The 12,566-nt window shown below is 51.2% G+C and carries 13 protein-coding genes and 1 riboswitch; of the genes, 4 read left to right on the top strand and 9 right to left on the bottom strand.

Going from position 1 to position 12,566, the window contains the following annotated elements:
* The first annotated feature begins 24 nt into the window (after positions 1 to 24).
* The 3 genes from HMPREF9370_RS03345 (at position 25) to purH (ending at position 2,567) form a co-directional block, all read left to right on the top strand.
* The gene (locus tag HMPREF9370_RS03345) at positions 25 to 270 is read left to right on the top strand and encodes a Fis family transcriptional regulator (protein WP_009115898.1); all 246 of its coding nucleotides are present in this window, start codon (positions 25 to 27) and stop codon (positions 268 to 270) included.
* Positions 271 to 373: 103 nt separating this feature from the next.
* Complete coding sequence (locus HMPREF9370_RS03340) at positions 374 to 844, top strand: hypothetical protein (protein ID WP_009115897.1); 471 nt, start codon at positions 374 to 376, stop codon at positions 842 to 844.
* Positions 845 to 989: 145 nt separating this feature from the next.
* Positions 990 to 2,567 carry a bifunctional phosphoribosylaminoimidazolecarboxamide formyltransferase/IMP cyclohydrolase gene (gene purH, locus HMPREF9370_RS03335; protein WP_009115896.1) on the top strand — a complete coding sequence of 526 codons (1,578 nt, stop codon included), beginning with the start codon at positions 990 to 992 and terminating at the stop codon, positions 2,565 to 2,567.
* Between the two features lie 136 nt (positions 2,568 to 2,703).
* Here purH and HMPREF9370_RS03330 read toward each other — a convergent pair whose 3' ends face one another.
* From HMPREF9370_RS03330 to gcvT, 7 genes are all read right to left on the bottom strand, one after another.
* Positions 2,704 to 3,264 carry a DNA-3-methyladenine glycosylase I gene (locus HMPREF9370_RS03330; RefSeq protein ID WP_040666843.1) on the bottom strand — a complete coding sequence of 187 codons (561 nt, stop codon included), beginning with the start codon at positions 3,262 to 3,264 and terminating at the stop codon, positions 2,704 to 2,706.
* Positions 3,265 to 3,383: 119 nt separating this feature from the next.
* Positions 3,384 to 3,782 carry a hypothetical protein gene (locus HMPREF9370_RS03325; RefSeq protein WP_156792964.1) on the bottom strand — a complete coding sequence of 133 codons (399 nt, stop codon included), beginning with the start codon at positions 3,780 to 3,782 and terminating at the stop codon, positions 3,384 to 3,386.
* 109 nt (positions 3,783 to 3,891) lie between these two features.
* Positions 3,892 to 4,581: an aspartate/glutamate racemase family protein gene (locus HMPREF9370_RS03320; protein WP_009115892.1), complete on the bottom strand. Its 690-nt coding sequence runs from the start codon at positions 4,579 to 4,581 to the stop codon at positions 3,892 to 3,894.
* 126 nt (positions 4,582 to 4,707) lie between these two features.
* A complete protein-coding gene (gcvH, locus tag HMPREF9370_RS03315; RefSeq protein ID WP_009115890.1) occupies positions 4,708 to 5,091 on the bottom strand; it encodes a glycine cleavage system protein GcvH in 384 nt (127 codons plus the stop codon).
* Between the two features lie 100 nt (positions 5,092 to 5,191).
* Positions 5,192 to 5,770 carry a DJ-1/PfpI family protein gene (locus HMPREF9370_RS03310; RefSeq protein ID WP_009115889.1) on the bottom strand — a complete coding sequence of 193 codons (579 nt, stop codon included), beginning with the start codon at positions 5,768 to 5,770 and terminating at the stop codon, positions 5,192 to 5,194.
* 197 nt (positions 5,771 to 5,967) lie between these two features.
* Positions 5,968 to 6,540 carry a putative periplasmic lipoprotein gene (locus tag HMPREF9370_RS03305; RefSeq protein ID WP_009115888.1) on the bottom strand — a complete coding sequence of 191 codons (573 nt, stop codon included), beginning with the start codon at positions 6,538 to 6,540 and terminating at the stop codon, positions 5,968 to 5,970.
* A gap of 132 nt (positions 6,541 to 6,672) precedes the next feature.
* Entirely contained in the window at positions 6,673 to 7,773 is a 1,101-nt protein-coding gene (gcvT, locus tag HMPREF9370_RS03300) for a glycine cleavage system aminomethyltransferase GcvT (RefSeq protein ID WP_009115887.1), read from the bottom strand.
* Between the two features lie 161 nt (positions 7,774 to 7,934).
* Positions 7,935 to 8,031: riboswitch (glycine riboswitch) on the bottom strand.
* A gap of 227 nt (positions 8,032 to 8,258) precedes the next feature.
* Between gcvT and HMPREF9370_RS03290 the strand changes: the two genes are divergently transcribed.
* Positions 8,259 to 8,744 (top strand): Lrp/AsnC family transcriptional regulator, encoded by a 486-nt coding sequence (locus HMPREF9370_RS03290; protein WP_009115886.1) that lies wholly within the window; start codon positions 8,259 to 8,261, stop codon positions 8,742 to 8,744.
* Between the two features lie 220 nt (positions 8,745 to 8,964).
* Here the strand turns inward: HMPREF9370_RS03290 and pntB are convergent, their stop codons facing one another.
* Together pntB and HMPREF9370_RS03280 are read right to left on the bottom strand one after the other, a co-directional pair.
* On the bottom strand, positions 8,965 to 10,353 hold the full coding sequence (pntB, locus tag HMPREF9370_RS03285; RefSeq protein WP_009115885.1) for a Re/Si-specific NAD(P)(+) transhydrogenase subunit beta: 1,389 nt from the start codon (positions 10,351 to 10,353) through the stop codon (positions 8,965 to 8,967).
* 10 nt (positions 10,354 to 10,363) lie between these two features.
* Entirely contained in the window at positions 10,364 to 11,899 is a 1,536-nt protein-coding gene (locus HMPREF9370_RS03280) for a Re/Si-specific NAD(P)(+) transhydrogenase subunit alpha (RefSeq protein WP_009115884.1), read from the bottom strand.
* Positions 11,900 to 12,566: the final 667 nt, after the last annotated feature.

Here is a 12,566-nt window from a genome sequence, read left to right as displayed (position 1 = left end):
CGAATCACTATAAAGGAAAACACTATGCCCGGTAGAGTGCCCGACATCGCCCATACCATCGAACAAAACCTTAACCAATATTTCCGTACGCTCGACGGCGAACCCGCCCAAGGCGTGTACGATATGGTTATCCACCAAGTAGAGCAGCCCTTGTTACGCTGCGTGATGGCACAATGCGGCGGCAACCAATCCAAAGCTGCCGCCATGCTCGGGCTGAACCGTAACACTCTGCGCAAAAAACTCATGCTGCACGGATTATTGGAAAGTTAAGTTCATCAGGCCGTCTGAAAACAAACAATTCAGGTTTTCAGACGGCCTCACGTTTTCATGTGCCATTGATACGGTTTTAACCATGTCTGTAAGGAGAAACAAAATGAAAAAATCATGCTTTGCTGCTGTTTTATTATGTGCCGCAGTTTCTGCCGCTGCCGCAGAAAAAATCAGCGAGCGGAAAGAAATGGAAATTTTGGCTTGGAGCAATAAGAAAGATGTCCGCTTGGAGCAGCAAATCCAACGCGCGCTGGCGCCGCTGGCGAAAAGTCGCGGCTGGGCGGTGCAGCGCGGCACCGATATCAATAATGATGCCGGTGTGTATTATTCGACCAAGCAGGATTCGGCAGAATGTGATGGCGCACAAGTCTGTACGGTAATGGCCGTGTATTACAACACCCACCCCGAATGCCGCAAGGTGAAGATGTATGGTAAAACGTATTTTGAGAAAAACCCGGGCGGCAGCGGTCGCGATACTTATTTCACCACCCATAAAAACGTCTGCTACCAATTATCGGTAGTGGGCAGAAAAAACGGCGAGGCGGTGGCTAAAGCTTTGAAAAGCGGCATGTAAGCGTCAACACATATGCCGATGGAGGCAAATGTACGGTTTCAGACGGCCTGCACGCGAAAAGACGGCGGCAGGCCGTCTGAAAAAATACTGTTTTAATTTTGAATGTTTTTTCGACTCAATGTATTAACCAAACAAAGGAACCGACATGGCAACCGTAAAACGTGCCCTCATCAGCCTGTCCGACAAAACAGGCGCCGTAGAATTTGCCCGCGCATTAAACGAAATGGGCGTTGAAATCCTTTCCACCGGCGGCACCGCCAAGCTTCTGGCCGACGCAGGCGTGCCCGTGATAGAGGTGGCCGACTACACCGGCTTCCCCGAAATGCTCGACGGCCGCGTGAAAACCCTGCACCCCAAAATCCACGGCGGCATCCTCGGCCGCCGCGATTTGAGCGAACACGTTGAAAAAATGAAAGAGCACGACATCGGCAACATCGACTTGGTGTGCGTCAACCTCTACCCCTTTGCCGCCACCATCGCCAAGCCCGGCTGCACGCTGGAAGACGCAATTGAAAACATCGACATCGGCGGCCCCACCATGGTTCGCTCCGCCGCCAAAAACTGGAAACATGTTGCCATCATCACCGACAACGGCGACTTCGCCCCCGTCATCGAAGAGCTGCAAAACAATAGCGGCCGGCTGAGCGACAAAACCCGCTTCAACCTCTCGCGCAAAGCCTTCAGCCACACCGCCCAATACGACGGCATGATTTCCAACTACCTCACCAGCGTGTGCGACGAAAAACTCAGCGGCGAGCCGCAAATCAACGAGTTTCCCGCCCAAATCAACCAAAGCTGGCTCAAAGTTCAGGAAATGCGCTACGGCGAAAACCCGCACCAGCAAGCCGCGTTCTACCGCGATTTCTACCCCGCTGCCGGCAGCCTTTCCGCCTATACCCAGCTGCAAGGCAAAGAATTGTCTTACAACAACATCGCCGACGCCGATGCCGCATGGGAAGCCGTGAAAGCCTTCGACCAACCCGCCTGCGTGATTGTAAAACACGCCAACCCGTGCGGCGTGGCCGTGGCAAACGACACGCTTACCGCCTACAAACTGGCCTTTGCCACCGACACCACCAGCGCATTCGGCGGCATCATCGCGTTTAACCGCGAAGTGGACGCCGACACGGTAGAAGCCGTAACCGGCCAGTTCCTCGAAGTGTTGATGGCGCCCAAGTTCACCGACAAAGCCAAAGAAATCATTGCTGCCAAGAAAAACGTGCGCGTACTCGAAGTGCCGCTGATGGCCGGTGCCAACCGCTTCGAACTCAAACGCGTGGGCGGCGGCCTGCTGGTGCAAACGCCCGACATCCACCGCATCAAACGCGACGATTTGAAAGTGGTTTCCAAACGCCAGCCGACAGAGCAAGAGTGGCAGGACTTAATGTTTGTGTGGAACGTGGCCAAATTCGTGAAATCCAACGCCATCGTATTCGGCAAAGGCGGCCAAACCTACGGCATAGGCGCCGGCCAGATGAGCCGCGTCGATTCCACCCGCATCGCTGCGCGTAAAGCGCAAGACGGCGGCTTCAACCTCAACGGCGCCTGCGCCGCTTCCGACGCCTTCTTCCCCTTCCGCGACGGCATCGACGTGATTGCGGAGCAAGGCATCAAAGCCATCATCCACCCCGGGGGCTCCGTGCGTGACGAAGAAGTGTTTGCCGCAGCCGACGAGCACGGCATCACCATGGTGCTCACAGGCGTGCGCCACTTCCGCCACTAATGCCCGCATAAACAATGCCTGTCTGAAAACTTTTCAGACAGGCATTTTGTATTGTTGGCAAGGTGTCGCGAATAAACTTAAAAATCAACACACCCGTCATACTCGGGCTTGACCCGAGTATGACGAGTTTACTATTTTAAGTGGATTCTCTCTCTTCCGCCCACTTCGGCTGCCTCTTCAACACCTCCTCATAAACCGGACAACTTACCGTATGCGCACCGGGCAAATACCCCGTGCTCATCAGAAACTCTTTCACAATCTCGCCGCCGACAAACTTAAAATGCTTTTTAAACAGCTTCACCCATTCAGACAGGCCTCTCGGGTGATGCGCGTCCAGCCAGCTCTTAAACGAACCGTATTCCTGCTGCAAAGCCAAAATCCGCCCGGCATTATAAATTGCCGCATTGATTTTCAAACGGTTGCGGACAATGCCCGCATCATTCAGCAAACGCCCGCGGTCGGCTTCGGTGTAAGCCGCAACGGCGGCAATGTCAAACCCCGAATAAGCCGAGCGAAACGCCGCCTGCTTCTTCAATATCAACGTCCAACTCAACCCGGCCTGATTGATTTCCAACACCAGCCGCCCAAACAATTCATTGTCGTCATCAAGCGGAAAGCCGTACACACAATCGTGATAATGCTTGTTCGGATTATCCGTATCCGGTGGCAGCGCGTTGGCAAAGTCGCAGTAAGTCATTTCAGACAGGCCTTTTATATAGACAATGTTATCGGCACACAGTAATGATAGGATTAAACCATCATCATAACGATAGGAGGGCATCGTTTATTATGCCCTCCCAATTCTTGAAACAAAGATTAATACGTCGCTTTCTGCCCCAAACCTGCCGACTTGCAATAATTGCCGTGATCCGACCATTTGGCGCGCTCACCGGAAAGGGGGCGGCCGCCGGTCGCATAATTATCACAGGCGGGATCAAAATGTTTGGTGGCAGAATGGTCAGGATAAGGTTTGACGGTCAAATTATCCGTATCGAGATAACTGCATGCGCTTAATAAACACACGCAAAGAGCAGCCGAAAGCCTCTTTGCCGCCGTCGTTTTTGCGGCGGCACGCATTACGGATGCAGAATACAAAAAGGTTTCCAAACGATTCGCACGGGTAAAGTCCCGATTCGGATTGCCGCCCTTACCCTCAACCGGAGAAAGGTTTCCCGAAATGCGTTCTAATTCTTGCACCTTGTTTTGCCGCATCATCAAGCTCCTGCGCTAAATTTGTCAAATACAATTGAGTGGAATACCGCCTTTTTGTTCGCAGGATTTACGTTTTTATACCGATTTATGATGGCCCGGCTGCAAAACAACTTCATCCCAACGCATAATCCACCGCTGCCAGCGCATGGATTTCTGCGCTGTCAAACACGGGAATCGGGCAATCCTGCTGCTTGAGCAAAAGCCCGATTTCGGTGCAGCCGAATATCACGCCTTGCGCGCCCTGCTCTTTCAGACAGGCAATGATGTCGAGGTAAGCGCGCTTGGCAGCCGGTTCAAAGCGGTTTAGGCACAGCTCCTCGAAAATGATGCGGTGGACGGTGTGTTGCTGCGTATCTGCGGGCACCAGTGTTTCAATGCCGTGTTGTTTCATGCGCTCGGTGTAAAAACCGTCGCTCATGGTGAAACGTGTGCCGAGCAGGCCTACTGTGTTCAGCCCTTGCGCTTTCACGGCTTGGGCGGTGGTATCCACCACATGCAGCAGGGGGATACCGACTGCGCTTTGTATGGCGTCGGCAATTTTGTGCATGGTATTGGTGGCCAACACCAACACATCCGCCCCCATGCTTTCGAGTTTACGCGCGCTTGCCGCCAAAATTCGGCCTGCGCCCGCCCAGTCGCCCACTTTTTGCAGGCGCACAATGGTTTCAAAATCAATGCTGTGCATCACGATGTCGGCGCTGTGGTTGCCGCCCAGTCGCGCGTTGGTTTCGCGGTTGATGATTTGGTAATACGACACGGTGCTTTCAGGGCTCATGCCGCCGATGATGCCTATGGTTTTCATGATATGCCGCCGGATGGTTTTTCAGACAGACATTCGTCTCCAATGAAAGCTTGATGCCTGTCTGAAAAATATAAATCAATTGTAAAGCGGGCATCTCTGCCCGCCCTACTCCAATCGCTGTTGATATTAACTGATTTCCGCAGCGTATTGCTCGGCGGTCAGCAAACCGTCTAAATCAGCGGCGTTAGCCGGTTTGATTTTGAAGAACCAGCCTGCGCCGTATGGTTCGCTGTTGGCCGTTTCGGGTGCATCTACCAAATCTTGGTTGATTTCCACCACTTCGCCGGCAATCGGCGCGTACACATCGGAAGCGGCTTTCACCGATTCCACCACACCGGCCTGCTCTTCGGCAGCCAGATTCACGCCCACTTCGGGCAGCTCCACAAACACGATGTCGCCCAGCAGCTCTTGCGCATGCTCGGTGATGCCCACGGTTACGGTGCCGTCTGCTTCCAGACGCAGCCATTCGTGGCTGGATACATATTTCAAATCAGCAGGAATATTGCTCATGGTTTGTTCTCCGTTGGTTGAGATGGGCGGGACGGCCGCCGCGATGGTTAAACAGTTTTTCAGACAGGCATTGTATCAAGATGCCTGTCTGAAATAAAAATCAAATCTTAATTTCCGCACCCAAAAGCTTCACAAACTGTGCCAGCCATGCCGGATGCGCAGGCCATGCGGGCGCGGTAACCAAATGGCCACTGGTTACGGCATCGGTAACCGCAATATCGGCATAATCGCCGCCTGCCGCACGCACGTCGGGCGCGCAAGCCGGATAAGCCGAGCAGCGCCGCCCTTTCAGAATATCCGCCGCCGCCAAAAGCTGCGCGCCGTGGCACACTGCGGCAATCGGTTTTTCAGCCGCATCAAACTCGCGCACAATCTCAATCACGCGCGGGTTCAGGCGCAAATATTCCGGCGCCCGGCCGCCGGGAATCACCAAACCGGCATAATCGGCGGCGTTTACTTTATCGAAATCATAATTCAGCGCAAAATTATGGCCGCGCTTTTCGCTATACGTTTGCTCGCCTTCAAAATCATGCACAGCCGTCGCCACCGTGTCGCCCGTTTTTTTATCGGGGCACACGGCATGAACTTCATAGCCCAATCCCAGCAAAAACTGAAATGGCACCATGATTTCGTAATCTTCGGCATAATCGCCCGCCAACAGCAGGATTTTCTTGCTCATTTGTTCTCCTTAGTTATTGTTACGTTTTCAGACAGGCATGTTAACGAAATGCCTGTCTGAAAATATATTGATTGTACGGTTGCCTTTAGGCGCCGGTACAACTACCGGGGTTTAACACATCATATCTGTAAGCTTTAGGTATGGGTTAAGCAACTCTTGTTTTCTTTATGTAATAACTGTGTCTGTTGCTACGTTTACTATTTCTCTGCTAATCCCCTGACTTTCAAATCATTTAGAAAATTAGCAATATTTTCTTGCATAGCCCGATTACGAGCCTCTGATGCTCTCACTATTCCTGCAAAAGCATAATCCCCAGATACCTCACCATATGACTCAATATTTTGATCATACAAATAAGCCCCTGAACTTCTATCCAGAATCTGATATCGGACAATAACATGCGTTTTAAAGCGAACACCCATTCCCGGGGTTTCAAACTTCATTATCTTGGCTAATAAGCTGACACTTTTTCCTTGCTGATTAAAGAACAATTGAGATTTTAAAATAGCTTCTTCCAAAGAAGATCTAAAAGTTTCTTTTAACGAAGACTCATAAACATTACCTGCAAAACCAACTTGAATCTGACCCAACTGCTCATTTGATTTAGCCGAAGTAACAATAATTGATTTCAAATCAGCATTAAGTCTTTGTTCTTCATTAACAACAACTTTACCCTCATCAGGCGTAAAATTTAGAGGAGGAATCGAGGCACAACCTGATACTAATGTAGTAATCCCTACCAACATTGATATAAAAAATTGCTTTTTCATTTTTCTCAAATCTTTAGTACAAATATTATTTACTTTATCTGAAAACAAATTGCTCTAGAACATTAAATGTAATATAGACAATTTATTTTTCCAGACGACCAACTTTCTGTTGGTCGCCTGAAACCACAAACCTCAATCAAACTGTTTCTGCCCATTCCGTACAAACGGCAGTTTCAACACGCGCACGTCCACTTCTTTGCCGCGAATCACCACTTTGGCGGCGTCGCCTTCAAACGTTTTGGGCACGCGGGCAATGGCGATGGATTGTTTCAGGCTGGGGGAAAACACGCCGCTGGTGGTGATGCCTTTGCCTTGTTCGGTAACGACTTCCATGCCTTCGCGCAATACTCCGCCTTTGGCCAACAGCAGTCCGACTTGTTTCACGTCCACGCCTTTTTCTTTGAGGGCGACGAGGGCGGTTTTGCCGATGAAGTCGCGGTTTTCGTCTTTCAAGTCCACCGTCCAGCCCATGCCGGCTTGCAGGGGGCTGGTTTCGTCGTTCATATCGTGGCCGTAGAGGTTCATGCCGGCTTCCATGCGCAGGGTGTCGCGTGCGCCGAGGCCGCAGGGTTGTACGCCGGCTTCGCGCAGCGCGGTAAAGAAGGCGGTGGCTTCGGTACCGGGCAGGATTACTTCTACACCGTCTTCGCCGGTGTAGCCGGTGCGGGCGACAAACCAGTCGTTGCCCAAATCTGCGCCTTGGAAGGGCTTGAGCACGTTGACGGTTTCGGCCCATTCGGGTTTGACGGCGAGCAGTTTTTCAATGGCTTTTGGGCCTTGCACGGCGAGCATGGCGAGGTCGTAGCGGGGGGTGATTTCGATGCCGAACGCTTCGCCGACTTTGGCAAATTGTGCCAAGTCTTTTTCACGGGTAGCGGCGTTGGATACGATGCGGTATTGGGTTTCGGCTTCGTTGGTCCGGTAAACGATAAGGTCGTCCATCACGCCGCCGTTGTCGTTGAGCATGGCGGAATAGAGGGCTTTGCCGACGAACGAAAGTTTGGCTACGTCGTTGGCGAGCAGTTTTTGCAGCCATGGTTTGGCTTGGCTGCCTTTAATGTCGGAAACGAGCATGTGGGATACGTCGAACATGCCTGCGTCGGTGCGCACGGCTTCGTGTTCTTGGATTTGCGAGCCGTAGTTGACGGGCAGCTCCCAGCCGGCAAAATCAACGAGTTTGCCGGCTGCGTCTTTATGGGCTTGGTTGAACGGGGTGGTTTTGAGGGTAGTCATGTTTCAGGTCTCCGAATAGGGGGAAATGGCCGCAACGTATCTATGCGGTTGCTTTTCACGCGCCCCTATCTGTCCTTTAACCTGAGATTTTCGGCCGGTTTGAAGCATTCAAACGCCTTTTCCCCTTCGGTGGGCGCCGCTGCGCCGCTCTCCAGATGTTTGTGATAAATGCAGTCCTTTTGCCTGAGCGATTTAAGGGTGTCTGCGCCTTCGGCGGTTACGGTGTAATCGGGTGTAACGCTCTCCTGCACGGGCATGATTATGGCTAAAATCCCCCCGAGCGGCAAGATTTTCCTCAAGAAAAACCCTTCGGCGGCGGCATATGGATGATGCGGGCGGTTTGCGTATTCATCCGTTTAGCTAAAAAAACATATAATTTTAAAAAAAAATAATTTTTTAAACTATTGTGCGTTAAATAAAATTATCATATATTTGGATTCCAGCACTCTGCATTGTCTACATTAAAAGAAAAAAAGGATGAAACCATGCCACAAACCGTAACCTTGGATAAAACCGATCTGAAAATCTTGCAGGTTTTGCAGGAAAACGGCCGCTTAACCAACGTGGAGCTTTCGGAACGCGTTGCCCTCTCCCCTTCCCCCTGCCTGCGCCGCTTAAAGCAGCTTGAAGACGCGGGCATTATCCGCCAATATGCCGCGCTGCTTTCCCCCGTGGCGGTTCAACTCGGTTTGCAGGCTTTTATCAGGGTTTCCATCAACAAAGCCAGCGAAGCGCGCGACGATTTCGCCGCTTCGGTGCAAAGCTGGCCCGAAGTATTAAGCTGTTTTGCGCTCACCGGTGAAACGGATTATCTGCTGCACACGTTTTTCACGGATATGAACGCATTCTCCCATTTCGTGCTCGACACCCTGCTTTCCCACCCTGGCGTACAAGATGCGCAATCAAGCTTTGTGTTGAAAGAAATCAAAAAAACCACGGCCCTGCCGCTCGGACACTTGCAAAAGGATTAATGCCTGTCTGAAAAACAAATGCCTGTCTGAAAGTTTTCAGACAGGCATTGCTACATTAAATCGACTTTATAAAGTACATACGTCCTGCTCAAGCCTAATTCAAGCATATCCGAAAGCTATTGGCGTTTAAAGTACTCGAAGCAAGTTTGAATATGACGAGTATATGTTTCTTTAAAAATGCCTGTCTGAAAACTTTCAGACAGACATTTTTCTGGCCGCCTTATTTCTTCAATTCCGCCAGAATCTCATCCACAGTCGCTTTGGCATCACCGAAACACATCACGCTGTTTTCATTGAAGAACAGCGGATTTTGCACGCCGGCATAGCCTGTGTTCATCGAGCGTTTGAACACCACCACTTCTTTGGCCTTCCACACTTCCAATACCGGCATACCGGCAATCGGGCTGTTCGGGTCGGTTTGGGCGGCGGGGTTCACGGTATCGTTCGCGCCGATCACCAGCACCACGTCGGTTTCGGGGAAATCGTCGTTGATTTCGTCCATTTCCAATACGATGTCGTAAGGCACTTTAGCTTCGGCCAGCAATACGTTCATGTGTCCGGGCAGACGGCCTGCTACGGGATGGATACCGAAGCGCACTTCCACGCCTTGTTTGCGCAGTAAGTCAGTGATTTCGGCAACGGGGTATTGCGCTTGTGCAACGGCCATACCGTATCCGGGCGTGATAATCACTGAGTTTGCGCCTTTGAGCATTTCGGCCACTTCGGCGGGTTTCACTTCGCGGTATTCGCCGATTTCTTCTCCGCCTGCTGCTGCGGAAGAACCATCGGTGCCGAAGCCGCCTGCAATCACGGAAATGAACGAGCGGTTCATGGCTTTACACATAATATAAGACAGAATCGCACCGCTTGAGCCGACCAACGCACCGGTAACAATCAGCAAGTCGTTGGCAAGCATAAAGCCCGCTGCGGCAGCCGCCCAGCCTGAATACGAGTTCAACATGGAAACTACTACCGGCATATCTGCACCGCCGATGGAAGCCACCAAATGCCAGCCGAACGCGAGTGCAATAGCGGTCATCAGAATCAGAGCCAACCAGCTGCCGTCGTCAGCCGATACAAACACCAGCATCAGGATAAACGACACCACCAAGGCAGCCAGATTCAGCTTGTGTTTATGCGGTAGTTGCAAAGGCGCGCTACTGAGTTTGCCGTTCAGTTTGCCGAACGCCACAATCGAGCCGGTAAAGGTTACGGCACCGATGAAAATGCCGAGGAACACTTCCACCAAATGAATGGTGTGCATATCGGAAGACACATTGCCCGATTCGATAAAACTGTTGAAACCCACCAACACGGCAGCCAAACCTACGAAGCTGTGCAGCAAGGCAATCAGTTCGGGCATTTCGGTCATTTCCACTTTTTGGGCTTTGTAAACACCGATGGCCGCACCAATGGCCATAGCGATGATAATCCAGCCCAAGCCTGCGGTTTGCTCGCTGAACACGGTGGCAATCAGGGCGATAATCATACCGGCGATGCCGTAATAGCAGCCGTTTTTGGCGGTTTCCTGTTTCGACAGGCCGGCCAAAGAAAGAATAAATAAGATTGCGGCGACGATATATGCCGCGGTAACTAATCCAGATGACATTCCCGCCTCCTTAACCTTTACGGAACATATTCAACATGCGGCGGGTAACGTAGAAGCCGCCGAAGATATTGATGCTGGCAATCAGCACGGCAATAAAGGCGAGGAACGACACCACACCGTTGCCCTGCCCGATTTGCAGTAACGCGCCCACCACGATAATGCCGGAGATGGCATTGGTTACCGACATCAGCGGCGTGTGCAGCGAATGGCTCACGTTCCACACCACGTAATAGCCGATCACGCAAGCCAGCACGAACACGATAAAGTGGTTTAAGAACTCAGCAGGCGCAACGGCACCCATCCACAATACCAACACCGCACCGATTACGGCAGGAGCCAGTTTTTTCCATGTCGGAACGGGTTTCGGCTCGGGTTTCGCCACAGGTGCGGCTTGCGCTTGCTGTTGCGGCGCGGCGGAAACCTGAATCGCTGGCGGCGGGAACGTGATTTCGCCGTCGCGGGTAACGGTCATGTTGCGGATAATCACATCTTCAAAATCAAGCGCAATTTCGCCGTCTTTATTCGGGCTTAACAGCTTGCTCAGGTTCACAAGGTTGGTGGCGTAAAGCTGTGAAGACTGGCCGGCCAAACGGTTGGCCATATCGGTGTAGCCGATGATTTTCACGCCGTTACCGGTAACGAACAGCTCGCCCGGTTTGGTCAACTCGCAGTTGCCGCCGGTAGCCGCAGCCAAATCGACAATTACCGAACCCGGCTTCATGCTTTCCACCATTTCTTTGGTAATCAGCTTCGGCGCAGGTTTGCCCGGAATGGCAGCAGTCGTGATGATGATGTCCACTTGTTGGGCTTGCTCGGCAAACAGTTTCATTTCCGCCGCGATAAACTCTTCGCTCATCACTTTGGCGTAACCGTCGCCGCTGCCGCCGGACTCTTGCGGAAAATCGAGCTTCAGGAATTGGCCGCCCATTGATTCGATTTGTTCGGCCACTTCCAAACGGGTATCGAATGCTTTAACCACCGCGCCCAACGAGTTTGCCGTACCAATCGCCGCCAAACCGGCCACGCCTGCGCCAATCACCAGCACTTGCGCCGGCGGCACTTTACCCGCGGCGGTAATCTGGCCGGTAAAGAAACGGCCGAACGCATTCGCCGCTTCAATCACGGCGCGGTAGCCGCTGATGTTCGCCATAGACGACAGCGCATCCAATGCCTGCGCGCGTGAAATACGCGGCACCATATCCATCGCCAGCACGTTCACTTTTTGATCGGTGAGTTTTTGCACCAACTCGGGATTTTGTGCGGGCCATAAAAAGCTTACCAATGTTTGGCCTGCATTCAAATATTCAATTTCAGTTTCAGATGGCGCGTTCACTTTATAGATCAACGGGCAAGACCACACCTCGGCTGTGTCAGCCACCGTTGCTCCGGCAGCCTCATACGCCGCATCGTCCAAACTGGCTGCCAAACCCGCGCCTTTTTCCACTACCACTTCAAAACCCAACTTTTGTAGCTGAGTTACAGTCGAAGGGGTACCGGCAACGCGTGTTTCCAGCGCCAATGTCTCCTTCGGAATGCCGATTCTCATAACTAAATCCTTTAATAGATTAAAAAATTAAACAAGCTAAAACCAAGAATCTAATTTGTAAATTAATTACAAAATTTATTTAATTGCTCAAAATTTTGTTACACCTTTGTTATAACGAATTTAGCAGCCGCTGACAATACTTATAGCCGAAAAACTTAATACTCAGCCAGCCGTAGGCAGTATGGATAATATGGAAAGGCAGTGCAACACATGGGATATGAGCTTTGTAACCTTTTCAGTTTGGGGTATAAGCTGGAACTGGTATCAAACGAAAACCAGCGTTCACGTGGCCGGCCCGGATTGTGAAATTTCCAATAAACCCACACAACACCACCTCTATTTGACAACCACTTTTCAGACAGGCCAAATACCCTTAAGCCATTAGTCAATCTTGGCTACTGTTATAGTTAAACCACTTAATTTTAATAACAGTTCAGTCATGCTCGGGCTTGACCCGAGTATCTCCTAAATTTACCGAAGCTCAAGATACTAGGGACAAGCCCAAGTGTGATGAGTGTACTATCAAGTAAGTTGCTGCTTGAGCAGCTTACAAAATCGTTCTCTTTGAGCTAAGGTGCAACAACACCGTAAAATTTAAGCTGATTGACTATAATGGAAAATAAAAGTTAAAGGTGTACCCTGCCCATACCAATGATTCAGTTGATCC

Source organism: Neisseria wadsworthii 9715 (assembly GCF_000227765.1).
Classification (GTDB): Bacteria; Pseudomonadota; Gammaproteobacteria; order Burkholderiales; family Neisseriaceae; genus Neisseria; species Neisseria wadsworthii.
Note: the sequence above shows the minus strand (reverse complement) of the source record. Positions and strands in the feature narration are given on the sequence as shown.